This window comes from Streptomyces sp. NPDC002403 (assembly GCF_053593015.1).
In genome coordinates this window covers 1-24,239 of sequence record NZ_JBSFBQ010000018.1, presented here as the reverse complement: position 1 = coordinate 24,239, position 24,239 = coordinate 1, and the positions used below count along the sequence as shown (strand labels likewise).

Annotated in this window: 22 protein-coding genes; 3 read left to right on the top strand and 19 right to left on the bottom strand. The window is 71.4% G+C overall.

Translation table 11 applies throughout. The annotated features are described in order from the left end of the window. Positions 1-14 precede the first annotated feature (14 nt). From ACWCPY_RS20920 to ACWCPY_RS20865, 12 genes are all read right to left on the bottom strand, one after another. Positions 15-890: an alpha/beta hydrolase family protein gene (locus tag ACWCPY_RS20920; RefSeq protein WP_451267017.1), complete on the bottom strand. Its 876-nt coding sequence runs from the start codon at positions 888-890 to the stop codon at positions 15-17. Between the two features lie 125 nt (positions 891-1,015). Then, positions 1,016-2,227 (bottom strand): kynureninase, encoded by a 1,212-nt coding sequence (gene kynU, locus ACWCPY_RS20915; protein WP_451267015.1) that lies wholly within the window; start codon positions 2,225-2,227, stop codon positions 1,016-1,018. Further along, positions 2,220-3,068, bottom strand: coding sequence for a tryptophan 2,3-dioxygenase family protein (locus tag ACWCPY_RS20910; RefSeq protein ID WP_451267013.1), 849 nt, complete (start codon positions 3,066-3,068; stop codon positions 2,220-2,222). Before ACWCPY_RS20910 ends, kynU begins: the two co-directional genes overlap by 8 nt. A gap of 152 nt (positions 3,069-3,220) precedes the next feature. Then, positions 3,221-3,634: a DUF3151 domain-containing protein gene (locus ACWCPY_RS20905; RefSeq protein ID WP_072487865.1), complete on the bottom strand. Its 414-nt coding sequence runs from the start codon at positions 3,632-3,634 to the stop codon at positions 3,221-3,223. 56 nt (positions 3,635-3,690) lie between these two features. Continuing rightward, on the bottom strand, positions 3,691-5,217 hold the full coding sequence (locus ACWCPY_RS20900) for an MFS transporter (RefSeq protein ID WP_451267011.1): 1,527 nt from the start codon (positions 5,215-5,217) through the stop codon (positions 3,691-3,693). A gap of 418 nt (positions 5,218-5,635) precedes the next feature. Continuing rightward, entirely contained in the window at positions 5,636-6,811 is a 1,176-nt protein-coding gene (locus ACWCPY_RS20895) for a MalY/PatB family protein (protein ID WP_451267009.1), read from the bottom strand. Positions 6,812-6,901: 90 nt separating this feature from the next. After that, on the bottom strand, positions 6,902-7,924 hold the full coding sequence (gene fbaA, locus ACWCPY_RS20890) for a class II fructose-bisphosphate aldolase (RefSeq protein WP_451267007.1): 1,023 nt from the start codon (positions 7,922-7,924) through the stop codon (positions 6,902-6,904). A gap of 225 nt (positions 7,925-8,149) precedes the next feature. Continuing rightward, positions 8,150-8,689 carry an orotate phosphoribosyltransferase gene (gene pyrE, locus ACWCPY_RS20885; RefSeq protein ID WP_266731675.1) on the bottom strand — a complete coding sequence of 180 codons (540 nt, stop codon included), beginning with the start codon at positions 8,687-8,689 and terminating at the stop codon, positions 8,150-8,152. 41 nt (positions 8,690-8,730) lie between these two features. Then, complete coding sequence (locus tag ACWCPY_RS20880) at positions 8,731-9,531, bottom strand: aldose epimerase family protein (protein ID WP_451267005.1); 801 nt, start codon at positions 9,529-9,531, stop codon at positions 8,731-8,733. 85 nt (positions 9,532-9,616) lie between these two features. Continuing rightward, positions 9,617-10,564, bottom strand: a complete 948-nt coding sequence (locus ACWCPY_RS20875; RefSeq protein ID WP_451267004.1) for a carbon monoxide dehydrogenase — start codon at positions 10,562-10,564, stop codon at positions 9,617-9,619. Positions 10,565-10,722: 158 nt separating this feature from the next. After that, on the bottom strand, positions 10,723-12,321 hold the full coding sequence (locus tag ACWCPY_RS20870; RefSeq protein ID WP_451267002.1) for a polyamine aminopropyltransferase: 1,599 nt from the start codon (positions 12,319-12,321) through the stop codon (positions 10,723-10,725). A 63-nt stretch (positions 12,322-12,384) separates the two neighbouring features. Then, positions 12,385-12,927, bottom strand: a complete 543-nt coding sequence (locus ACWCPY_RS20865) for a DUF2617 family protein (protein WP_451267000.1) — start codon at positions 12,925-12,927, stop codon at positions 12,385-12,387. Between the two features lie 726 nt (positions 12,928-13,653). On the opposite strand from ACWCPY_RS20865, the gene ACWCPY_RS20860 reads away from it, so the two are divergent. Continuing rightward, complete coding sequence (locus ACWCPY_RS20860; RefSeq protein ID WP_451266998.1) at positions 13,654-14,832, top strand: pyridoxal phosphate-dependent aminotransferase; 1,179 nt, start codon at positions 13,654-13,656, stop codon at positions 14,830-14,832. Between the two features lie 72 nt (positions 14,833-14,904). Here ACWCPY_RS20860 and ACWCPY_RS20855 read toward each other — a convergent pair whose 3' ends face one another. The 3 genes from ACWCPY_RS20855 to clpB all read right to left on the bottom strand — a co-directional run bounded on the left by ACWCPY_RS20855 (position 14,905) and on the right by clpB (position 19,772). After that, positions 14,905-15,465, bottom strand: a complete 561-nt coding sequence (locus tag ACWCPY_RS20855; protein WP_451266996.1) for a YbjN domain-containing protein — start codon at positions 15,463-15,465, stop codon at positions 14,905-14,907. 68 nt (positions 15,466-15,533) lie between these two features. After that, on the bottom strand, positions 15,534-16,787 hold the full coding sequence (locus tag ACWCPY_RS20850; RefSeq protein WP_451266994.1) for an MFS transporter: 1,254 nt from the start codon (positions 16,785-16,787) through the stop codon (positions 15,534-15,536). 363 nt (positions 16,788-17,150) lie between these two features. Then, positions 17,151-19,772 (bottom strand): ATP-dependent chaperone ClpB, encoded by a 2,622-nt coding sequence (clpB, locus tag ACWCPY_RS20845; protein ID WP_451266992.1) that lies wholly within the window; start codon positions 19,770-19,772, stop codon positions 17,151-17,153. Positions 19,773-20,021: 249 nt separating this feature from the next. Here clpB and ACWCPY_RS20840 point away from each other — a divergent pair, with 249 nt between their 5' ends. Next, a complete protein-coding gene (locus ACWCPY_RS20840) occupies positions 20,022-20,426 on the top strand; it encodes a pyridoxamine 5'-phosphate oxidase family protein (protein WP_451266990.1) in 405 nt (134 codons plus the stop codon). A gap of 146 nt (positions 20,427-20,572) precedes the next feature. Here the strand turns inward: ACWCPY_RS20840 and ACWCPY_RS20835 are convergent, their stop codons facing one another. Next, on the bottom strand, positions 20,573-20,893 hold the full coding sequence (locus ACWCPY_RS20835; protein ID WP_072487853.1) for a Rieske (2Fe-2S) protein: 321 nt from the start codon (positions 20,891-20,893) through the stop codon (positions 20,573-20,575). After that, the gene (locus tag ACWCPY_RS20830; protein WP_451266988.1) at positions 20,890-21,225 is read right to left on the bottom strand and encodes a hypothetical protein; all 336 of its coding nucleotides are present in this window, start codon (positions 21,223-21,225) and stop codon (positions 20,890-20,892) included. Before ACWCPY_RS20830 ends, ACWCPY_RS20835 begins: the two co-directional genes overlap by 4 nt. Positions 21,226-21,353: 128 nt before the next feature. Between ACWCPY_RS20830 and ACWCPY_RS20825 the strand changes: the two genes are divergently transcribed. Continuing rightward, on the top strand, positions 21,354-22,340 hold the full coding sequence (locus ACWCPY_RS20825; protein ID WP_451266986.1) for a helix-turn-helix transcriptional regulator: 987 nt from the start codon (positions 21,354-21,356) through the stop codon (positions 22,338-22,340). Between the two features lie 162 nt (positions 22,341-22,502). Here ACWCPY_RS20825 and ACWCPY_RS20820 read toward each other — a convergent pair whose 3' ends face one another. Both ACWCPY_RS20820 and dnaJ read right to left on the bottom strand, forming a co-directional pair. After that, positions 22,503-22,949 (bottom strand): heat shock protein transcriptional repressor HspR, encoded by a 447-nt coding sequence (locus ACWCPY_RS20820; RefSeq protein WP_072487850.1) that lies wholly within the window; start codon positions 22,947-22,949, stop codon positions 22,503-22,505. A 1-nt stretch (position 22,950) separates the two neighbouring features. Beyond that, complete coding sequence (gene dnaJ / locus ACWCPY_RS20815; protein WP_451266983.1) at positions 22,951-24,135, bottom strand: molecular chaperone DnaJ; 1,185 nt, start codon at positions 24,133-24,135, stop codon at positions 22,951-22,953. Positions 24,136-24,239 lie beyond the last annotated feature (104 nt).

The following is a 24,239-nucleotide window of genomic DNA, read 5'->3' as shown; positions in this document are numbered from 1 at the left end:
CCGCGTCCCCGCGCTCACCAGGCCAGTTGGGCGAGCTCCTCCGCGACCACCGCGCACGCGTCCGCCGCCGGGTCGATCAGCGGGAAGTGCCCCACCTCGGGCAGCAGTGTCAGCCCCACCGTCTCGCCCGCCTTCGCCGCCGCGTCGACGAACGCCTCCGCGACCGCCTGCGGCACATCGAGGTCGGTGGTGCCCTGCACCACGGTGGTCGCGATGCCGGTGGGCAGCAGTACGGCCGGGTCGGCGTGCGCCGCCCGCTCCTCGAAGTCCTCCGCGCGGCCGAGGAACTGGCCGACCGCCCCGGAGCACACGTCCAGCGCCACGGCGGTGGCGAAGTCGGCGATCGGAGCCAGGGCGACGACGCCCCGCAGCTGCGGCGGTGCGGACAGCCGCCACGGCGAACCCTCGGGCAGTACGTGCCGGGCGGCGGCCCACAGCGCCAGCTGCCCGCCCGCCGAGTGCCCGGTGAGGACGATCCGCCGGGTATCGGCCTGAGGGAGCTCCCGGGCCAGCAGCTCCGGCAGCGCGTCCATCGCCGCGGCGACGTCGTCGAAGGTCTCCGGCCAGCGGCCCGCCACGGGATCGGCACCCCGCTGCTGCGGGATCCCGCCGCCGCGCCGGTACTCGACGCTGGCGACGGCGAATCCGCGCCGGGCCAGGAAGTCCGCGAACGGCGACACATGCTGCCGGTCGTACGGCGCCCGCCACGACCCGCCGTGCAGGACGACCACGACCGGCGCTCCGGTCCGCCCGTCACGCGGGGCGTAGAAGTCGACCAGCTGGTCGGGGTGGCTGCCGTAGGGGGCGGACGCGTCGGGGGCGACCGGTGGATGCGAGAAGGCCGACTCGTTCTCGGCGGCGTCCCGATCGCGCGCGGCAGAATCCGACATGCTGCTCCAACCGTCCTTCAGCTGCTGAGCCCAACTGGCCTGACCTGCGGGGACGGTACCAGTACCGAAGGCCTCCGTCCCCGCTGAGGATCCCCGCGGGAGACCGGCTCCCGCGGAGGATCCCGCTACCTCTCCGCCAGCACCTCGCCCAGCACCCGCGCCGCCCGCTCCACGTCCGCGAACCCGACGTACAGCGGCGTGAATCCGAACCGCAGCACGTCCGGCCGGCGCAGGTCCCCGACGACGCCCCGGGCGATGAGTTCGCTCATCACCTGTTCCGCGTCCTCGCAGCGCAGCGCGACCTGGCTGCCGCGCTCCTCGCCTGCGGGGGTGATGGAGGTAACCCGGCCCCCGGGCGCGTACCGGGCGACGCAGACCAGGAAGAAGTCCGTCAACGCCAGGGACTTGGCCCGTACTTCATCGATGGACACCCCGTCCCACACGTCCAGCGATGCTTCGAGCGTCAGCATGGAGACGATGTCGGGGGTGCCGACCCGGCCCCGTACCGCCCCGTCGGCCGGAGTGTATTCCGAGGTCATGCCGAACGGGTCGGCGTGCGAGTTCCACCCCGGCAGGGGCGAGTCGAAGACCGCCTGGTGGCGTTCGGCGACATAGATGTAGGCGGGCGAACCCGGGCCGCCGTTCAGGTACTTGTACGTGCAGCCGACCGCCAGGTCCACGCCGTGCTCGTCGAGGCCGACGGGCAGGGCGCCGGCGCTGTGGCACAGGTCCCAGACGGCGATGGCGCCCGCCCCGTGCACGGCGGCGGTGAGCCCGGGCAGGTCGTGGAGCCTGCCGGTGCGGTAGTCGACATGGTTGAGCAGCACGGCCGCGGTCCGGGGGCCCAGCGCGCCGGGCACCTCGGCGGGGGCGACCGGGACGATCCGGTGGCCGGTCATCCGGGCCGCCGATGTGGCGATGTACCCGTCCGTGGGGAAGGTCGTCGCGTCGACGAGGATCTCGTCACGCCCCTGCGGCGCCAGCCGGGTCGCGGCGACGACGGCCTTGAAGACGTTCACGCTGGTCGAGTCGCCGACGACGATCTGCCCGGCGGCGGCTCCGACGAGCGGGGCGATCCGGTCACCGATCCGTTCCGGCGCGGTCCACCAGCCGCTCTCGTCCCAGGACCGGATGCGCAGCTCGCCCCACTCGCGGGTGAGGACCTCCTGCACCCGGGCGGGCACGTGCGCGGGCAGTGCGCCGAGCGAGTTGCCGTCGAGGTAGACGGTGTCGTCGAGGGTGAACAGCTTGTGCCGGTCCGCGAGCGGGTCGGCGGCGTCGAGCGCCGCGGCCTGCGCGGCGAGGGACTCGGACATGGCAGCGAAGGTCTCAGACATGGCTGCGCGCCGTCCACAGCTCGGGGAAGACGTTCTTCGTGGCCCGCTTCTCCAGCCAGGCGACCCCGGCGGAGCCGCCGGTCCCGGTCTTGGAGCCCATCGCGCGCCGGGTGGCGACGAGATGGTCGTTGCGCCAGCGCCACACCAGCTCGCCGACATCGGTGAGCGCCTCGCCGAACCGGACCAGGTCCTCGTGCTGTTCCGGGGCGGCATAGATCTCCGCCCAGACCGCCTCGACCTCGGGGGACGGCTCGTACTTCCGCGTGAGGTCCCGGGTGAGCACGGACCGCGGCACGGCGAACCCGCGCCGGGCGAGCAGGGCGAGCGTCTCGTCGTACAGCCCCGGCTCGCCGAGCGCCTTCTCCAGCTCGGCGTGGACGCGGGGCGCGCCCCGGTGCGGGACCAGCATGGACGCGGACTTGTCGCCGAGCAGGAACTCCATCCGCCGGTACATCGCCGACTGGAATCCGGAGCCCTCGCCGAGGGCGGAACGGTAGGAGTTGAACTGGGCGGGAGTGAGCTGGGCGAGCGGGGTCCAGGAGGCGTTGAGCGCCTCCAGCTCCCGGACCGACCGCTTGAGCGCGTCGCGTGCGACGGTCAGCCGGTCCTCGCGCAGGGCGTGCGCGGCGGTCTCCCACTCGTGGACGATGACGGTGAACCACAGCTCCATGACCTGGGTGGTGACCAGGAAGACCATCTCGCCCGGATCGTCGGAGCGAGGGTGCTGGAGATGGGTCAGGACATCCGCCTGGACATAGTCCTCGTACGGAGTCGTTCCCGCGAAGTCGAGGTGCGGGGTCTGCGCACCGGTGGCTTCGGGGTCGGGGTGGATCGTCGACATTGCTGTCTCCTCGACACAAGCTTCCGGGTAGCGGTCCGCCCCTTCCGTGAGGTGGTGGAGCTCCGGTCCCCTGTCCGCATCCTAGACGGACGCCCCAGGAGCACGCAGACCCCGCGGACGTACCACCTGTCCACGGGGTCCGGGGCGATGCGCTAGCCGAGGGTCTCGGCGGCGGTGGGCGAGGAGTCGCGCAGGAAGGCCGAGCAGCGCTCGTACTCCTCCTGCTCACCGATGGCCTGGGCGGCCCGCGCCAGGGCGTGCAGGGCGCGCAGGAAGCCGCGGTTCGGCTCGTGCTCGAACGGTACGGGGCCGTGGCCCTTCCAGCCGGCCCTGCGCAGGGCGTCGAGGCCGCGGTGGTAGCCGGTGCGGGCGTAGGCGTACGACTCGACGACGCGGCCGCCGTCGAAGGCCTCGTCGGCGAGCTGCGCCCAGGCCAGGGAGGAGGTCGGGTACTTCGCGGCGACATCGGCGGGGGCCGTGCCGTTCGCGAGCAGTTCGCGCGGCTCCGGGTCGTCGGGCAGATGGGTCGGGGGAGGGCCCCCGAGCAGGTTCTCGTGGATCGACATGGGTTCAAGTGTGCCTGGCACATGCGTGCCGGGGTACCCGGGCTCCGGGCACGCGGTCAGCCCGTGCCCGGGTTCTCCGGCTCCTCGTGCGCGGGCTCCAGGGGCGGGGCCGCGATGCCGCAGTGCACCGTGCACTCGGGGCGTGCCTGCTCCTCCTCGTCGGCCGCGGGCAGAGGTGTGCGGACCGTCGCCCAGGCGATCGCCGCCCCCAGCACGAGCAGCCCGGCGCACATCGGCATCGCCCGGCGGAAGGTCGAGGCGAACTCGTCGGGGTTCCGGTAGGCCTCCGGGCCCATTCCGGCGAGCAGCGGCAGCGCGGCCACCGCGATCAGCCCGGCGGCGCGGGCGGCCGCGTTGTTGATCCCGCTGGCGAGGCCGGCCCGTGCGGTGTCCACGGAGGCCAGCACGGTCGCGGTGAGCGGTGCGACCAGGGTGACGAGCCCGACGCCGAGGACGGCGACCGCGGGCAGCACATCGGTGAGGTAGCCGGAGACGGTGTTCGACCCGGGCCCGACCCGCAGCATCAGCAGCATGCCCGCGGCGGCGACCAGCGGGCCCGCGGTGAGCGGGATGCGGGGCCCGATGCGCTGCCCCAGTTCGCCCGAGGCGGCCGAGAAGAGCAGCATCAGGACGGTCGTCGGCAGCAGCGCCGTGCCCGCGCCGAGCGCCGAGAACCCGGCCACCACCTGGAGCTGGATCGCGGCGAGGAAGAAGTAGCCGCCGAGCGCCGCGTACACACAGAGGGTGATGACGTTGACCGCGGTGAACTGCCGGGACGCGAAGACCGAGGGCGGCAGCATCGGTTCCTTGCGGGTCCGCTCCAGCCGTACGAAGGCAGCCCCGAGCAGGACCCCGGCGACGGCCGCCCCGATCACCGCGGCGGACGCCCCCTGCCCGGGCGCCTCGATCAGCGCATAGGTCACCAGGGCGAGGGCGAGCGCCGCGAGCACGGCCCCCAGGACGTCGAAGCGCCCGTGCGCGTGCGGGTCGCGCGATTCCGGTACGTGGCGCAGCGCCACCGGCACACAGACCGCGGCGAGCGGCACATTGAGCAGGAACACCCACCGCCAGCCCGGCCCGTCGACGAGCCATCCGCCGACGAACGGCCCGACGGCGGCCCCGACCCCGCCGAACCCCGACCACAGCCCGACCGCGCGGGCCCGGTCGTCGGGGTGGAAGCTCGCCTGGATCAGGGCCAGCGAACCGGGCGTCAGGAGCGCCCCGCCGATGCCCTGGAGGGCGCGGGCGCCGATCAGGACGGCGGCGTTCGGCGCCACACCACACAGCACGGACGCGGTGGCGAACCAGACCACGCCGACGACGAAGACCCGCCGCCGCCCGTACCGGTCGCCCAGGGCTCCCCCGAGCAGGATCAGCCCGGCGAGGGTCAGCATGTAGGCGTTGACGGTCCACTGGAGGGCGGCCAGGTCGGTGCCGAGGTCCTTGCCGATACGGGGCAGGGCGACGTTGATGACGGTGGAGTCCAGCATGGCCATGCTGGAGCCGAGGACGGTGGTGAGGACGACCCAGCGTCCGGTGGCGGAGGCGACGCGGATGGCGCCCGTCTCGGCTGCGTCAGGCATACGAGCAGCATCCCCGCTCCGCGCCGGTAGGGCCATCGGGCGGGGCACCCGGCCGGCGGGGTCAGCCCGTCAGGTCGACGGGGCGCCGGCTGTCTCCCGCGCCGTTCCGGCGCACGGCGAACCCGGCGGCGCGGAACGCCCGGACGACGAGTTCACCGGTGTGTTCCCTCTTCCGGGTGCTGCCGTCCGGGGTGACGGTGACATGGTTGCCGTGGCCGTCGGTGACATCGGGATCCGCCCCGCGGGCGATCAGCGGCTCGACGGCTTCGGGCGACTGCGAGCACTCGGCGGCGGGGCAGAGGGCGGTGCGCCCGTCACCGCCCGGACGCCCGACGGGTGCTCCGGCGTCCGGGGCGGGCTCGTACCGCGGCGAGGTCGCCGTCGCATGCGGCTTCGAAGGCGTCCAGCGGCGGCACCCCTACGACACCCGCCCCGTCACCGCCCGTACGCCCCTGATCAGCGCCTCCACCCCGGCCTCCGCCTTGGAGCGCGGGCACCCCACGTTCAGCCACACGAAGCCCGGCGCGCCGTACACCCCGCCCGGCATCACCGCGACCTTCTCCTGCTCCACCAGCACCCGTTGCAGGGCCTCGTCGCCGTCGACACCCGCGGGCCGCAGGTCGATCCACGCCAGATAGCCGGCCTGCGGCGGCCGCCATCCCAGCTCCGGGAACGCCTCGTCCAGCCGCCGCGCGACCAGCGCCAGGTTCCCGGCGACATACGCCCGGAGCTCGTCCAGCCAGGTCTCCGACTCGCGGTACGCCGCGATGTGCGCGGTCAGCGACAGCACGGCCGGAGAGGCGAGCCCCTCGGCCGTCTCCATCCGGCGCAGATACTCCGCCCGGTCGGCCGGATCGCCGATCAGCCCGTACGAACCGGTCAGCGCGGGGAAGTTGAACGCCTTCGACGCGGAGGTGACCAGCGCCCAGCGCCCCTCGCCCGCGACCCTCGTCCACGGCACGTGCGTATGTCCCTCGTGCACGAAGTCCGCGTGTATCTCGTCGCTGATCACCGCGACCCCGTACCGCGCGGCGAGCGAGGCCATCGTGCCCAGCTCGGTCTCCGTCCACACCCGGCCCGTCGGGTTGTGCGGCGAGCACAGGATCAGGACCTTGCTGTCGGGGCGGGCCAGCTCGCGTTCCAGCGCGGCCCCGTCCCCCACCGGCACGCCCCGCAGCTCCCGCCCGAGCCCGGTGACCGCCTTGCGGAAACCGTCGTACGTGGGGGTGTGGACGACCACGCCCTCGCCCCTCGACGTCCACATCTGCAGCAGCTGCGAGAGCTGGCTGAGCACGGAGGGCCCGTACACCAGCCGGCCGGTGTCCACCTCGGTGCCGTACCGGGTCCGGTACCAGTGCTCTATCGCCGAGCGGAAGTCGTCCTGCCGCCAGTCCGTGTAGCCGAACACCCCGTGGTCGAGGCGGGAGCGCAGCGCGCTCAGCACCTGTGGGGCGGTCTCGAAGTCCATGTCGGAGATGGTGAACGGCAGCAGCCCGTCCACCCCGAACCGGTCCGCGACCCCGTCCCACTGGACGCACCAGGTGCCCCGGCGGTCGACGACGGTGTCGAAGTCATAGCGCGCGCTGGAACCCACAGCGACCCCTTACGTATATGTCTGTCGGACATGACGTGGGCCCGGCACCCCACGGGGTACCGGGCCCACGGCCACACTTCGTACCGGCTGCTACTTCAGCTTGGTGCCGGTGGAGCGCAGGTTGGCGCAGGCCTCCGTGACGCGCTTGGCCATGCCCGCCTCGGCGGACTTGCCCCAGCTGCGCGGGTCGTAGACCTTCTTGTTGCCGACCTCGCCGTCGACCTTCAGCACACCGTCGTAGTTGCGGAACATGTGGTCCACGATCGGGCGGGTGAAGGCGTACTGGGTGTCGGTGTCGAGGTTCATCTTCACGACGCCGTTCTCCAGCGCGGTGGCGATCTCCTGCTCGGTGGAGCCGGAGCCGCCGTGGAAGACGAAGTCGAACGGGGACTTCTTGCCGTACTTGGCGCCGACGCCCTCCTGGAGGTCCTTCAGCAGCTCGGGGCGGAGCACGACGTTGCCCGGCTTGTAGACACCGTGGACGTTGCCGAAGGAGGCGGCCAGCAGGTAGCGGCCCTTCTCGCCCAGGCCGAGCGCCTCGGCGGTGCGCAGCGCGTCGTCGACGGTGGTGTACAGCTCGTCGTTGATCTCGTGCGTGACGCCGTCCTCCTCGCCACCGGTCGGGGTGATCTCGACCTCAAGAATGATCTTGGCGGCGGCGGCCTTGGCGAGCAGCTCCTGGCCGATGGCCAGGTTGTCGGCCAGCGTCTCGGCCGAACCGTCCCACATGTGGCTCTGGAACAGCGGGTTCTCGCCCCGGGCGACGCGCTCGGCGGAGATGTCGAGCAGCGGACGCACATAGCCGTCCAGCTTGTCCTTGGGGCAGTGGTCGGTGTGCAGCGCGACCGTGACGTCGTACTTGGCGGCGACGATGTGCGCGAACTCGGCCAGGGCGACGGCGCCGGTGACCATGTCCTTGTTGTACTGACCACCCAGGAACTCCGCCCCACCGGTGGAGATCTGGACGATGCCGTCGCTCTCCGCCTCCGCGAAGCCGCGCAGTGCAGCGTGCAGGGTCTGGGTCGACGTCACATTGATGGCCGGGTAGGCGAACTTGCCTGCCTTCGCCCGGTCGAGCATCTCGGCGTAGACCTCGGGGGTTGCGATGGGCATCTGACCGCTCCTTGGGATATGCGGGTGTGCGTTGCTGGTTCCCTGACCTGGGGGCGACGTCATCGTCGCCCCTATCTTCCCAGACTCTCGTTCCGGCTCCACCCGGCCCTTCGCCGGGCCGGTCCCTCAGCCGCGCGGCAGACATGCAAAAGGGGTGGGCCGTTTCACGTGAAACGGCCCACCCCCGGAAAAAGCCGCAGGTCAAGCCAGACGTCAGGCCAGGTCTCAGGCCAGGTCGAGATCGGCCACCGAGTAGACGTGGACGTACGGGAGGCCCGCCTCGGCGATGGCCGGGGCCGCACCCCGCTCCACGATCACGGCCACGGCCACGACCTCGCCACCGGCCTCGCGCACCGCTTCCACGGCGGTCAGCGGCGAACCGCCGGTGGTCGAGGTGTCCTCGACCACCAGGCAGCGACGGCCCTTCACGTCCGTGCCCTCGATGCGGCGCTGCATCCCGTGCGCCTTCTGGGCCTTGCGGACGACGAACGCGTCCAGCTCCTGCCCGCGCGCGGCGGAGGCGTGCAGCATCGACGTGGCGACCGGGTCGGCACCCAGCGTCAGCCCGCCCACGCAGTCGTAGTCCAGCTCGGCGGTGGCGTCGAGCATGACCTGACCGACCATCGGAGCGGCCTTGCCGTCCAGCGTGATGCGGCGCAGGTCGATGTACCAGTCGGCCTCAAGACCCGAGGAGAGGGTCACCTTGCCGTGTACCACGGCCTTGTCCTTGATCTGCTGGAGCAGCTCAGCACGTACGTCACTCATGGCTACGAGCTTAGGGCCTGCCCGGCGCACCACCGCCGGGGTCAGAGCCTGCGCCAGCTCCACGTGGTCGAGATCTCCAGCGGGTCGATCGGGGTGACGTAGCGGGGCGCGGTGTTCAGCCCGTTCGGCGGGCCGGACTGCGGCTCCACACAGACGGCCTCGTCCTGCTCGTCGTAGATCACGACCCACTCGTCCCGGCTCTTCACGGTCAGCTCCAGCTGCTCCGGCCAGGTGAGCGTCACCTCGACCCCGTCCGGCATCCCGAAGCAGTCGTCCCAGGGGCCGCTCAGGGGCGGGATGCGGCGGCCGGTCGGCAGATGGTCCTCGCCGCGCTCCTCCTGCCAGGCCGGGTCGAAGGCCAGCTGCACGTCCTTGCCGCCGTCGCCGAGGTTGCGCAGGAACCAGGGGTGCCAGCCGGCCTGCGCCGGGAACGAGTCACCGTACGTCTCGATGCCGAAGGCGAGCGTGAGCGAGTCCTCGCCCAGCTCGAAGGTCTGGGTCACCCGGCCGGGATAGGGCCAGGGGTCGGCGAGGTCGTAGTAGAACGCCGCCTCCCGCTCGCCCAGTCGGGCGGTGCGCCAGACGCTGTCCCGGCCGGTGCCGTGGATGGCGTGCGGCGGGGAGTTCAGCGGCAGCCGGTGCGGGACACCGCCGTTGTGGAACAGGCCGTTCCCGGTGCGCCCGCACCACGGCACCATCGGGAAGCAGCCGTACCGCTCCCCCTGCCGCAGCAGCTCGGTGCCACCGATCCGCAGGCTGCCGATGCGGCAGCCGTGGGCGGGGCTCACGGTCAACTCTGTGTCGCCGACGGACAGCCGGACATCCTTCTCGCTGCTACTCACCCGACCGAGATTACTGGCGCGACGGCCGAGGGCCGTCCCGTGATCCCTGGACGCCGCACGCCCGCCGGGGGTCACGGTGCAGCCCCTACCGCCGCCGCCTCAGTGCCCGGCTCACCACCACGGCCGAGGCCAGCGCGAGCGCGGCGGCCGGGGCGACCCAGCGGAGCGTGGCACCCGCTGTGGTCGAATCGGGTGACGGGACGGGCGCGTACCGGCCGCGCGGCGGCGCGTGGTCGACCTCCTCGGCGCTGCGGCCGATCATGGTGCGCCTGGCGTGCGCGGCCTCCGCCGGGGGGCCGTCGGGGACGGTGAACTCCACCTCGGAGACCGGGTCGAGCGAGGGCGGGGGAACGGGCGCGTCGAAGACGGAGCCGGTGTCCGGGGGGTTCCCGGGCTCCTGGGACGCCTCGGGCTCCTCGGGCTTTCCCGCAGGGGGCGCCGCGTCGTCGGCGGCGGCCGCGCCGGTCGTGTCGGCCTCCTCCGCCGCCTCCTCGATGGCCTGCTCCACGGCTTCCCCGACGGACTTCTCGGCCTCCCCGAGCGCCTCCCCCGGCTCGGCGCCGTCCTCCGCGCCGGCCCCCAGCGTCTCCGTCACCAGCTGCTGGGCGAAGCGGTCCAGCAGCCGGCGGGCCGCGGCCAGCGCCGCCGCCGCGTCCAGCTCCAGGAGTCGGCCGTCACCGCTCGCCGTACCCGCGAACCCGATCACCGTGCCGCCGTCCCGCTCGGTCAGCGTGATCGTCAGGGCCAGTCGCGCCGAGCCGCTGCCTCTCGCCTCGGAGCCCTCGCCTGTCACCAGGACCGCTTCTCCGCGCGCCCCTTCCGGGCCGTCCTGCGGCGCAGCGGTGAGCCCGAGCGTGCCGCGGTACGTGATCGTGTGGCCGTCGACCCGGATCCTGAGCCGGCCGGACAGCGGGCCCGCGGACGCGTCGGCGTCCTGCTGAAGCCCCGGCACGCATCGCGCCACGCGGGCGGGGTCACCCAGCGTCCGCCGCAGGGACGGGACCGGAACCGGAACGAACACCTCATGCTCCATGGAAACCGAGCCTACTCAGCCCCGGCCGTCACGTCAGCGGTTCGGCCCCGCGAGGCCACCGGGCACCCCGGCCACGTACCGCGGCGCGCTAGGGTCTTTCGTTTGGATCATGCCAGGCTCGCGGGGCCTGGCATGATCCAAACGAAAGACCCTAGGGCTCACCGGTCCTCCCAGTACCGCGGATGCACCAGCGTCGACGGCGGCAGTCCCGGCAGCCGGGCCCGCTCCGCCCGCCGCCCCGCGTCCAGCAGCGCGGGCTCCGTCATCGACCGCAGCTCCGGCGCCTTCGTGGCGAGGCCGAGCTCCGGCCGTCGCCCCGGGCCGGCGAGGACGAAGCCCCAGCCGTGCGTGGGGCGCGCCCGGTGCGTGGTCCGGTCGGGGCCGGCCGCGGAGTCGGTGAGCCTGCCGCTCATCCGGTACGCGCGGGTGCGCAGGCCGGCCGCCCGCATCGACGCCTCGACCGTCCAGAACGTACGCGGCCGGGAGACCGGCGGGCCCCCGTGCACCACCAGCCGGCCGCCGGGCGCGAGCGACTCCGCGACCAGGCCGTAGAACTCCGCCGAGTAGAGCTTCGTACTGGTGGAGATCCCCGGATCGGGCAGATCGGAGATCACCACGTCGTAGCGGCCGTGGGCCTCCCGCAACCAGTTGAAGGCGTCCGCGGTGACGGCCGTGACCCGCGGGTCACGGAGCGCGTGGCCGTTCAGCTCCGAGAGCGCCCGGTCGGTACGGGCCAGGCGGGTGACACCCCGGTCGATCTCGACCACGGTGACGGCGCGTACGTCCGGGTAGCGCAGCACCTCCCGGGCGGCGAGGCCGTCGCCGCCGCCCAGGATCAGGACGCGGGCGTGCGGCCCGTTCATCGCCGGGTGCACCAGCGCCTCGTGGTAGCGGTACTCGTCGCGGGCGCTGACCCGCAGCCGTCCGTCCAGATACAGGTCCAGGGAGCTGCGGCCCGCCCCCGTCAGCACCACCTCCTGGACCTCGGTCTGCACCGCGACCCGCACCCCGTCCCCGTACACCGCCCGCCGCGCCACCTGCTCGAAGTCGTCGACCAGGGCGGCGGCGACGGCCAGCACGGCGATCACCGCCACGTTGGCCAGGATCAGCAGCCAGCGCGAGCGCGGGGTGAGATCGCGCCGGAAGACGCACAGCACCAGCGCCCCGCCCGCCGCCGCGTTGACCGCACCGGTGCACAGCGCCCCGGTGAGCTGCCCGAGCACCGGCAGCAGCAGAAAGGGGAACGCGAGCCCGCCGACCAGCGCGCCCACGTAGTCGGCGGCGAAGAGATCCGCGACGGCGCCGCCCGCGTCCTGCCGGTCGACGCGCTGGATCAGGGTCATCAGCAGCGGGATCTCCGCACCGATCAGGATGCCGATCGTGAGCGAGAACCCGACCAGGGCGTACCGCGACTCCCCGATCCAGGCGAACGACGCGTACAGCACGAGCGCCGAGGAGCCGCCGACGAGCGCGAGAGCCGCCTCGATCAGCCCGAAACCCACTGCGGCACGGCTGCGTAAACGTTTCGCGAGAAGCGACCCGACACCCATCGCGAACACCATCACGGAGAGCACGACGGATGCCTGGGTGACGGAGTCACCGATCAAGTAGGAAGCGAGCGCCACCAGTTCGAGCTCGTACACCAGACCGCAGGCAGCACAGACGAAGACTGCGGCCAGCACGAGACACCGACCGGTCCTCGGCCGTACGGGAAGACACGCCGCGCCCCCTCGCAGCGACACCTGCTGGTCGATCATGATGCGAACGCTACGTCACGATCACATGGCAGCCTGTCACCCACAAGGGTGTAAGTGGCGTGCTCACAACGGAGTTGGGACTTCTCGGAGTGCTGCCGCCGGCGTCCGCACCCCCACTCGGGTGCGCGTCACCACCAACTGCCCCTCCTGCGGGTAGGCGTGCCAGGTGCGCCACCGCACCTGCCCCTCGGCCCGCTGGGCCAGCATGGCGGTGAAGGCGTGCGGGCTGCCGGGGAACGTCCCGGCCAGACCCTGGGGATGGTCGGCCACCAGCGCGAGGAGTTCCTGCGCGCGCCCCGCGAACGAGCCCGCCGAGAGCGTCTCGACGCGCGCCGCGAATTCGTACTCCCATTCACCGAGTCGCTTGGAGACACCGAGCGGCAGCGGCGTACTGCTGCCGGGGATGCACGCCACGGTCTCGGAACAGGTACCGCGCTCCTCCTCGAGGAGCACCTGATGGGAAGCGCCGAGCAGGCGCATCTGCAGCCGGGCACCCGCGAGATCGAGATCGAGCACGGCCAGGGCGGGGAGCGGTTCACGCCCCAGCGTCCAGGCCAGGTCGGCCGCACGGGTGTCGGAATAGGCCGTCTGGAGGGTCGTGAGCATGAGTCGGCTCCGCAAGCAAGCATGGACGCATGGACAGGGGACGCCCCCGACGTGACGCACGTGGGAGGTGGGTAGCGCCCGATCAGGTCCAACTGGGGTCCGAGGGCTGAATGTTCTCTCAACCGAGGGAACCACGAATAAGTCGCATCCACAGGGTTTTTACCCAACTTGCCGTGGTTTCCATCCGCTCGGGGGCCTCTCGGATCACCTGTTCACCGGCAACTCGCAAAAAGCCCCAACAAAAAGGTGTCCGGCGGGAGTTCACCCGCCGGACACCTGCGGAACCAGCCGTCCGGGTCAGCTGCCCCCGCCGCATCCGCCCCCGCCGCCGCACGACGATCCGCCGCCGCACGAGGAGTGGCCGCCGCCGCACGAATGGCCTCCGGAGTGCCCACTGCTGCTTCCGCAGGACGTACCGCCGCCGCTGTCACCCCCCGCCCACCAGCCGCCTCCGGACGAGCTGCCCCCGGACGAGCTGCCGCCGGCCCCCCGCCGCCTGCCGCGCCGGCCGGCCTTCGCCCTGCTCCCGCCCCTCAGGACCGAGACCAACAGCACGACCAGACCGACCGCGATCACCACACCTATGAAGATCGACACCGACCCCACGTCCTTCCGTCCCCCGAAGCGAGGTCCCCCGCTTCCCCCGCGCCTGTCGCGTGTGTGGGGGATGCCCCCGCCCCCGAAGGGCCAAAGCAGACTTGAGCAACTCCAGAGCTTGCGCGCAGGATGGCAGCCATGACACAGGGACGACCGCTGCTCAACCGCCGCCTCGCCGGGTTCGGTACGACGATCTTCGCGGAGATGTCGGCGCTTGCCGTACGGACCGGCTCCATCAACCTCGGCCAGGGCTTCCCCGACACCGACGGCCCCGAGGAGATCCGGGAGGCCGCGGTCCGGGCGCTGCGCGACGGGCGCGGCAACCAGTACCCGCCGGGCCCCGGCGTCCCCGAACTGCGCACCGCGATCGCCGACCACCAGCGGCGGCGCTACGGCCTCACCACCGACCCCGACACCGAGGTCCTGGTCACCGCCGGCGCCACCGAGGCCATCGCCGCCACCCTGCTGGCCCTGCTGGAGCCCGGCGACGAGGTCATCGCGTTCGAGCCCTTCTACGACTCGTACGCCGCCTGCATCGCCATGGCCGGCGGCGTCCGCGTCCCGCTGACCCTGCGCGCCCCGGACTTCCGCCCCGATCTGGACGCCCTCCGGGACGCGATCACACCCCGCACCCGGCTGCTGCTGCTGAACAGCCCCCACAACCCGACGGGCATGGTCCTCACCCGCGAGGAACTGACCGCGATCGCCGCACTGGCGGTGGAGCACGACCTCCTGGTGGTCACCGACGAGGTGTACGAGCACCTGGTCTTCGAGGGCGAACACATCCCGCTGATCTCGCTGCCCGGCATGCGCGAGCGCACCGTCTCCATCTCGTCCGCCGGCAAGACCTTCTCGTACACCGGCTGGAAGGTCGGCTGGGTCGTCGCGGCCGCTCCGCTGGTCGCCGCCGTCCGGACGGCCAAGCAGTTCCTGACCTACGTCAGCGCGGGCCCGTTCCAGTACGCCGTCGCCGAGGCGCTGCGGCTGCCGGACACCTACTTCGAGGACTTCCGCGCGGACCTGCGCCGCAAGCGCGACCTGCTCGGCGAGGGGCTGAGCGCGGCCGGATTCGAGGTGCACCGCCCGCAGGGCACGTACTTCATCACCACCGACATCACCCCGTTCGGCGAGAAGGACGCCTACGCCTTCTGCCGCGCGCTCCCCGAACGCTGCGGCGTCGTCGCCATCCCCAACTCCGTCTTCTACGACGACCCAGACGCCGGCCGCAGCCAGGTCCGCTTCACCTTCTGCAAGAAGGACGACGTCCTGCACGAGGCGGTCGCCCGCCTGCGACGCCTGGCGCCCTGAAACGGCGGCACCCCGGGGCAACGGTCGTGGAGACCGCCGCCCCGGGGTGGGGTGTCACTGCCGTACGAGGGCTCAGGCGCCCGGCGGGACCGGGTCCTCGCCGTCCGTCTTCTCCTCGGCCGGGGCCAGGCCCAGACGCTCCTGGAGCCACTTGTCGAACTCGATCGAGGCGCGCACCCAGCTGACCGTCGAGGAGACGAAGTGCTCCAGGCTGACGCCCGTACCGATGAGCATCTGCGCCTCACCGATCAGACGGACCGAGACCTCGGTGTCCTCGGAGCCCTCCTCGGGCTCGTGGGTGTGCGTGTAGACCTTGGGCCACAGGGTGCGGCGGTTCCAGTCGTCGATCGCGTCGAGGAGGACCGGACGCTGGTCCGCGGCGTGCGGGCGGTCGTAGAACGTACGGACCGAGAACACCTGCTGCTCGTCCTCGCCCCGGAACATGAAGTACGTGCGGAAGTCCTCCCACGGCGCCGCGAGGTCGCCCTCGTCGTCGACGACGTACTTCAGTTCCATCTGTTCGAGAAGCTGCTTGACGAGGTCCTGGTCAGGGACAACGGGGCCCTCGGGTCCTGCCGCCTGCGGTTCGGGCTGGCCCCCGAAATTCGGAATCGAGGACGGATCGATAGACATCGCTGGTACTCCTGTGGATCGCACGTGGTTTCCTGCCGACGACCCTAGCCGCGTTTCGCCGCCAGGCCCTACGCACTACGGGTAATCATCTGCGCATCTGCTCCCCGCGCCCGCGCCCAGGCAGTGGCGGCAAGAATCGCGCACAGCACTCCGAGGAGCCCGGACGCGCCGATGGTGTTCGCCGACGAGCCGGTCAGCTCCGTCGCCACACCCCCCAGGGCGACGCCGATCCCCTGCATGGCGGTCACCCCCGACCTGGCGAGCCCCAGCGCCTGGCCACGCCGGTCGACCGGGGTCAGAAGCACGAAGGTGGCCCCGGCGGTGATCTGGTACGCGGAGCACACCCCGGCCACCAGCAGCAGGCACATCGCCACGCCCACGCTGGGGTCCAGCCAGTAGCCGAGCAGCGGCAGATTCGCACCGATCGCCAGCGGCCCCAGCAGGCGGCGCCGCGACTCGTCGCCGACCTTGGCCCGCCCCAGCAGGGCCGCTCCCAGCACCATTCCCGCCGGATGCGAGGCGAGCAGGAGTCCCACCGAGTAGGCGCCGCCGCCGGCCTCGTCCGCGAACGGGGCGGCCAGCCCCTCCGGCAGGACCACGAAGCCCGCGAGCCACCCCAGTCCGAGCAGCGACCGGAGCCTGCGGTCCGACCAGATCAGTGCGGCCGCGCCCCCGACCTGTGCGCCGAGCCGCGCCTTGCGGGCGTCGCCACTCGCCGCGGGACGGGCCTTCACGCCGAACCTGATCAGGGTCGCCGAGAGGAGGAAGGTCACCGCGTTCACGCCCAGGGACAGGTTGCTGCCCAGCCACGCGGCCAGCAGACCGCCACCGGCGAAGCCGACCAGCTGTCCGGTCTGGTGGGTGATCTGCATGACCCGCTGGCCGCGTTCGTACCGCTGCGCGCCGAGCACGGTGGGCAGCAGTGCGCCCTGGGCGGCACCGAAGGGCGCCTCGGCCAGCTGCGCCAGCACCAGCAGCCCGGCCAGCAGCGGCAAGGGCATCCCGGGCAGGGCCATCAGCCCGACCAGCACCATCCGCACCAGGTCGCAGCTGATCATGACCGTACGTCGGGGGAACCGGTCCGCCAGTCCCGACAGGAGCACCCCGGACAGCAGAGCGGGCAGGGTGGTCAGCGCGTACGTCGCCGCGGTCCACCCCGGCGAGTCGGTGCGTTCGAACACGAGCAACGACAGGGCCACGCGCGCCAGTTGGTCACCCAGGATCGACTGAGCATAAGCAGCCCAAAGGGTACGGAATTCGCCAAGGTGAAAGAGATTGTCAGATCTGGGCTTTTTTGGCCCCGGATTTATCTCATCGCCCATCCGCTCGTTCATACGGGCACGCTACCGACTGCCCAATTCGACCCCCAACCCTGCTTGCGAGCAGGTCATGACGGGCGCGCCGAGGTGTCCTGATTATTCCCTCACCACCGGGCGAACACTGCCCACACCCGCGCAGAAGTCCCTTGTCAGGGGCGGGTGATGCGGTCCGGAGCGGAGCCGGTCCAGGAGTTGTCGCCCCTCGTTGCGCAGCTATGCGTTTGGCTCGATATCGATGTTGAACGATGGATCATCGACGGCGGCGGACGCTTTCGCTTTCTCCCGAAATAATCGCAATCCGCCGCCCCTTGCACGGCGGCCTTCCGCACGGCAAGGGGCGAACGCATCGAACGGTCCGTGCGCCCTCTACACGGTGCTGCCCGGGGCCGCCGCGCCGGCGTCCGAGGTCGCGCGGCCGACGAGCAGGTCGTCCCCGACCCGGTCCACCCGGACGGTGTCCCCGTCGTTGACCTCGCCCGCGAGGATCTCCTTCGCCAGCCGGTCGCCGATGGCCGTCTGGATGAGGCGGCGCAACGGCCGTGCCCCGTAGGCCGGGTCGTTGCCCTCCTCGGCCAGCCAGGCCAGGGCCTCGGGCGTGACGTCGAGGATGAGCCGGCGGTCGGCCAGACGGCCGGCGAGCCGGTCGATCTGGAGCTGGGCGATGTGCGCCAGCTCGTCACCGGAGAGCGCGGAGAAGACCACCAGGTCGTCGAGCCGGTTGAGGAACTCCGGCTTGAAGGAGGCCCGGACGACCTCCAGGACCTGGCGCTTCTTCTCCTCGGGCTTGGTCAGCGGGTCGACCAGGAACTGGCTGCCGAGGTTGGAGGTCAGGATCAGGATGGTGTTGCGGAAGTCCACCGTCCGGCCCTGTCCGTCGGTGAGCCGGCCGTCGTCGAGGACCTGGAGCAGGATGTCGAAGACCTCGGGGTGGGCCTTCTCGACCTCGTCCAGCAGCACCACGCTGTACGGGCGGCGGCGGACCGCCTCGGTGAGCTGGCCGCCCTCCTCGTAGCCGACGTATCCGGGCGGGGCGCCGACGAGCCGCGCCACGCTGTGCTTCTCGCCGTACTCGCTCATGTCGACGCGGACCATGGCCCGCTCGTCGTCGAACAGGAAGTCGGCGAGGGCCTTCGCCAGCTCCGTCTTGCCGACACCGGTCGGGCCGAGGAAGAGGAACGATCCGGTGGGCCGGTCGGGGTCGGCGATTCCGGCGCGGGTACGGCGTACCGCGTCCGACACCGCACGCACGGCCTCGCTCTGCCCGATGAGGCGCCTGCCGAGCTCGTCCTCCATGCGCAGCAGCTTCTGGGTCTCGCCCTCCAGCAGGCGTCCGGCGGGGATGCCGGTCCAGGAGCCGACGACGTCGGCGATGTCGTCCGGGCCGACCTCCTCCTTGACCATCGTGTCCTTGGCCGCTTCCTGCTCCGCCTCCGACGCCACCTCCAACTCCCGTTCCAGGCCCGGGATCTCCCCGTACAGAAGCTTGGACGCGGTGTCGAAGTCGCCGTCGCGCTGGGCGCGTTCGGCCTGGCCGTGCAGCTCGTCGAGGCGCTCCTTCAGCTCACCGACGCGGTTGAGGCCCTGCTTCTCCTTCTCCCAGCGGGCGTTGAGGCCGCGCAGCTCCTCCTCCTTGTCGGCGAGGTCGCGGCGGAGCTTCTCCAGGCGCTGCCGGGAACCGGGGTCGGTCTCGTTCTTGAGGGCCAGCTCCTCCATGTGGAGGCGGTCGACGGCGCGCTGGAGCTCGTCGATCTCGACGGGCGAGGAGTCGATCTCCATGCGCAGCCGGGACGCCGCCTCGTCGACCAGGTCGATGGCCTTGTCGGGGAGGAAGCGGGAGGTGATGTAGCGGTCGGACAGGGTCGCGGCGGCCACCAGCGCGGAGTCCGCGATGGAGACCTTGTGGTGGGCCTCGTAGCGGCCCTTGAGCCCGCGCAGGATCGCGATGGTGTCCTCGACGCTCGGCTCGGCCACCAGCACCTGCTGGAAGCGGCGTTCCAGGGCGGGGTCCTTCTCGATCCGCTCGCGGTACTCGTCGAGCGTCGTCGCGCCGACCATGCGCAGCTCGCCGCGGGCCAGCATCGGCTTGAGCATGTTGCCGGCGTCCATGGCGGAGTCGCCGCCGGCGCCCGCGCCGACGACGGTGTGCAGCTCGTCGATGAAGGTGATGATCTGCCCGTCGCTGTCCTTGATCTCGGAAAGGACGGTCTTCAGTCGCTCCTCGAACTCACCGCGGTACTTGGCACCCGCCACCATCGCGCCGAGGTCGAGCGAGACGAGCCGCTTGTTCTTCAGGGACTCCGGGACGTCGCCCTTGACGATGCGCTGGGCGAGGCCCTCGACGACGGCCGTCTTGCCGACGCCGGGCTCACCGATGAGCACGGGGTTGTTCTTGGTGCGGCGGGACAGGACCTGCACGACGCGACGGATCTCCTGGTCGCGCCCGATGACCGGGTCGAGCTTGCCCTCGCGTGCGGCCGCGGTGAAGTCCGTACCGAACTTCTCCAGCGCCTTGTACTGCCCCTCCGGGTCGGGTGTGGTCACCCGGCGCCCTCCCCTGCTCTTCTCGAATGCGTCCAGCAGCTTCTTCGCACTGGCCCCCTGCCCACCGAGGATCTCACCGGCGCGGCCGCCCTCGGCGGCGATGCCGATCAGCAGGTGCTCGGTGGAGATGTAGTCGTCGCCGAGCTCCTTCGCGCGCTGCGCGGCATCGGCGATGACGGCGAGCAGCTCGCGGTTGGGCTGCGGCGGGGCGACGGTCGACCCGGTGACGCTGGGCAGCGCGCCCAGCAGCCGCTCGGTCTCGGTGCGTACGGCGATCTGGTCGGCCTCGACGGCGGCGAGCAGATCGGTGATGTTCGCGTTGTCCTCGCCCGCGAGCAGCGCGAGCAGCAGGTGCCCGGGGGTCAGATCGGGGTGCCCGTCCTTCACGGCCCTGCTGGTGGCCGCGTTGATGGCGTCCCGGCTCTTGTTGGTCAGCTCGGCGTCCACGTGCGCTTTCTCCTCCTTGCGGCGACTTGCCCTCTCCACAACACTGACTTAGTCAACGTGCATAAAGTTGAGTCTATTCCACTCAAGCCAATGTTGAGTCTACTCCACTCAACTTGATGCCGGGAGCTGTCCGCGCCAGTCCCGCCCCTTGTCCCGGTGCTTCGAGTGAACCGGCCGCACCGGCCCTCCGCCACCGCAGCGGGCCCACGGCGCGGCCGGCGCCGCGTCCGCGCTGCCTACGCTGTCCCCATGGCAGTAGACGTGACGAACCCCGGCCCCGAGTACCTCGCCTTCTGGCGCGCACGCCATGTGTGCACCCTGACCACGCCCCGCCCCGACGGCACACCGCACGTGGTGCCGGTGGGCGTGACGTACGACCCCGAGACGAGGCTGGCGCGCGTCATCACCGGCAAGAACACCCGGAAGGCCGCCAACGTCCTGGCCGCGGGCCCGGACGGCGTACGGGTCGCGGTCTGCCAGATCGACGGGCGGCGCTGGGCGACGCTGGAGGGGCGCGCGACGGTGCGCACGGAGCCGGAGGCGGTGGCCGACGCGGTACGCCGCTACACGGAACGCTACGAGCGCACGCCGAAGCCCAACCCGGACCGGATCGTCATCGAGATCACCGTGGACCGGGCGCTCGGCAGGGCCTGAGCGGCCCGTCGGCCGGGGATCGCGCCGGGCCGGGAAGGGCGCGGCGGGCACGGCCGGGAAAAGCACAACGGCGCCATCGTGTTCAGGTCACGATGGCGCCGTTGTGTGGGGGAGTGACTGAGCGACATGGAACGACGGGGGATCGCTCAGGCACTGCGGGGGGTGGCGGAGATAGTCTCTGGCTCGAACAGCTGGTGGTCCCGCCGGTCGAGGTTGACGAAAATCATGTCGTACCGAATCGCACAGCGAACGGGCTGCGGGGCTCCACGCGGCTTGCGCAGGCAACGGTAGGCACGTACTTCGTCGTCTTCTTCACGTGCGACAACGATGGGGTCGCCGAACAGAGTGACCATCAACGAGTCGCCACAGTGGGGGATGGCAGTGACGAGATCGATGAAATGCCAGCCTGATCGGTAGGCCGTGGCCATCTCTCGCCGGAAGGTCCGGTCGTCCGGCGGGATGGTCATGCGCCTGTGCGGGCCGCGGCGGAGCCGGTGGGCGAGACCCAGCCGATGTCGGTGGGCGAGACCCAGCCGATGTCGGACGACTTGCCGGGCGCGACCGGCCACCCGATGTCACCGTCGGCCGCGGCCTGGACGACCCACCCGATGTCGGACGACTTGGCAGGTGCGACCGGCCACCCGATGTCACCGTCGGCCGCGGCCTGGACAGCCCACCCGATGTCGCCACCGGCAACACTGTCCTCGCTCCAGCCAATGTCGCTGCCGCCCAGCAGCCCGATGCCCAGGGCCGCGACGAACGAGACGGCAAGCGCCGAGCGATGCATTCGCTTATACATAGTCGGCTTCGTCCTCACTTGTGGATTCTTCTCCCCCGCACCTAAGACGATGTCTCACCTGGGCACGCCAGCACCACTGAGTAGATGCATCATGTTCCTGCATGTTCAGGAACCTGGGGGGTGACGATATGACCACAAGCAACACAAAGCCGACACATTCTCACGGGATCACCGAACTGTGCGACGCGGGAGCACACCTTTACGCCAGCGCTTTGCGGCTGGGACGCATCGCCCGCGCCGAAGTGGAACCGGCGCCCTGCCTGATGGAGTTCGCGCTGCTGCATCCCGATCCGGACGACGCGGCCTGGCTCCGGCCCGTTCCGCCGTCCACCGCTCTTGCGCAACATCTGCATCCCATCGAGCGCGAGATCCTGGAACGGCGCCGGCACTCGGTCGAACTGACGGAGTCGTTCGAGCCGTTCATGGACATCAGCACTCTGGGGCCGCCCAGCACCCACGCCATCACCGTGCTGGAGGGCGGGAACCGGATCAACGCGGCCCTCGATCTCGCCACCGCAGAGTGCCGCACCGAAGTGCTCACCGTCCAGCCCGGCGGCGGCCGGACCGAGCATCGTCTCAGCAAGTCGCTGGAACGCGGCCTGTCCGTGATCCACCGCGGCGTCAGCATGCGCACCCTCTACCAGCACACCGCGCGCCACAGCCCCAGCACACTCGCGTACGCGGAACGCATGACCGACGACAACGTGGAGATACGCACGCTCGAAGAGCTCATCGGCCGCCTGATCGTGTTCGACCGGACCGTCGCCTTCATCCCGGCCAGCGACGACGACCAGGTCGCCCTGGAACTGCGCCACCCCGGGCTCGTGCAGTACCTGGCCAACGTGTTCGAGCACTTCTGGACCAGAGCGGCTCCACTGCGTGAGGAGGTCAAGTACGAACCGACCTCCCTGGGCATCAGCGGGGTCCAGCGCTCCATCGCCCAGCTCCTCGTGGAGGGCCACGTGGACGACTCCATCGCCCGCCGTCTCGGCATGAACGTCCGCACCTGCCGGGCCCACGTCGCCAAACTCGCCGCCGCGCTCGGCAGCAACAGCCGGGCCCAGCTCGGCTATCTGATAGCCCGGTCGGGAATCCTGGAAGAGGAGCAGAGCTGAGGCCCCGCCCGCCCCGCGAGCGGCTTCTCGTCTTCTCGTCTTCGCGTCGGTGTACGGCAAAGGGCCGGGGAACCGACCCGTGAGTCGGCTCCCCGGCCCTTCTGCGCGCGGGCGGGCGGTCCACCGGGCGTCAGCCGCGCCCGGCCCGGCCGCCCGCCCCGCTCAGTCCTTCGGACGCTTCGGCCGCCAGACCACCAACGCGCTGGTCTGCTGCACGTCCTGATACGGCACCAGATCACGCCGGTACGAGGCGTGGACCTGGGCCTCGCGCTGCTGCATCGCCTGTGCCGCGCCGTCCACGGCCGCCGAGAGCTCGGCGACGCGCTGCTGGAGCGCGGCGACCTGGTTCTCCAGCTCGATGATGCGCTTGATGCCGGCGAGGTTGATGCCCTCGTCCTGCGACAGCTGCTGCACGGTGCGCAGCAGCTCGATGTCGCGGGCCGAGTAGCGCCTGCCGCGCCCGGCCGTGCGGTCGGGCGAGACCAGGCCGAGGCGGTCGTACTGGCGCAGCGTCTGCGGATGCAGGCCCGAGAGCTGGGCCGCGATCGAGATCACGTACACCGGGGATTCATCGGTCAGTTCGTACGGATTACGTCGTCGGCCGTCCACCTCAAGCTCCCTTCGCCGCCTGGAACAGTTCCGCCCGCGGGTCCTGGCCCGCGGTCGCCTTCCGGTAGGCCTCCAGTGCGTCCCTGGCCTCGTCGCTGAGGCCCTTGGGGACCGCCACCTCGACGGTGACCAGCAGGTCGCCCCGGGTGCCGTCCTTGCGTACCGCGCCCTTGCCGCGGGCGCGCATCGTGCGCCCGTTGGGGGTGCCCACGGGCAGCTTCAGGGTGACCGGCGGTCCGCCGAGCGTGGGCACCTTCACCTCGCCGCCGAGCGCCGCCTCCGTGAAGTCGACGGGCACGGTGACCGTGAGGTTGTCGCCCTTGCGGCCGAAGACCGGGTGGGCGCCGACGTGGACCACGACATACAGATCGCCGGCCGGTCCACCGCGCTCGCCCGGACCGCCCTTGCCGCGCAGCCGGATCCGCTGGCCGTCGGAGACGCCCGCCGGAATCCTGACCTGCATGGTCCGGGAGGACTTCGCCCGTCCGCTGCCCTTGCAGACGTCACAGGGGTCCTGGGCGATGAGGCCCCGGCCCTTGCAGTCCACGCAGGGGTCGGTGAGCGAGAAGCCGCCGCCGGTTCCGCGCGAGACCTGGCCGGTGCCGAGACAGGTCGGGCAGACCCTGGGGGTGCCGTTCTTGTCGCCGGTGCCGGAACACGCCTTGCAGGGAGCCTGGCTGGACATCCGCAGCGGGACCGTGGCCCCGTCGACCGCCTCGGTGAAGCTGAGCGTCACCTCGGACTCGATGTCCTGGCCGCGGCGCGGCTGCACCCGTGTCCCCGTACCGCCCCGGTTGAACAGGCCGCCGAAGACATCGCCCAGACCGCCGCCGCCGAAACCGCCGGCTCCGCCGCCCTGGCCACCGCCCTGGCCGCCTCCGAAGAGGTCGCCGAGGTCGAAGTTGAAGTTGCCTCCCGCGCCTCCGGGTCCGGCCCTGAAGCCGCCGTTGCCGAAGAGGGCGCGCGCCTCGTCGTACTCCTTGCGCTTCTTGCTGTCACCGAGGACGTCGTTCGCTTCGGAGATCTCCTTGAAGCGCTCCTCCGCCTTGTCGTCACCCTTGTTGGCGTCCGGGTGGAACTCGCGGGCGAGCTTCCGGTACGCCTTCTTGATCTCGGCGTCGGTGGCGTCCTTGGGGACGCCGAGGACCTTGTAGTAGTCCTTCTCGACGAAGTCCTTCGTGCTCATCGACGTCCCTCCTTCCGGACGATCGGCCATGCGACCGGCCCCGGGGGCCGGGGGGATGCCGGCCGGGGTTGGGCTCATGTCAACAGCCCCACACTAAAAAACAC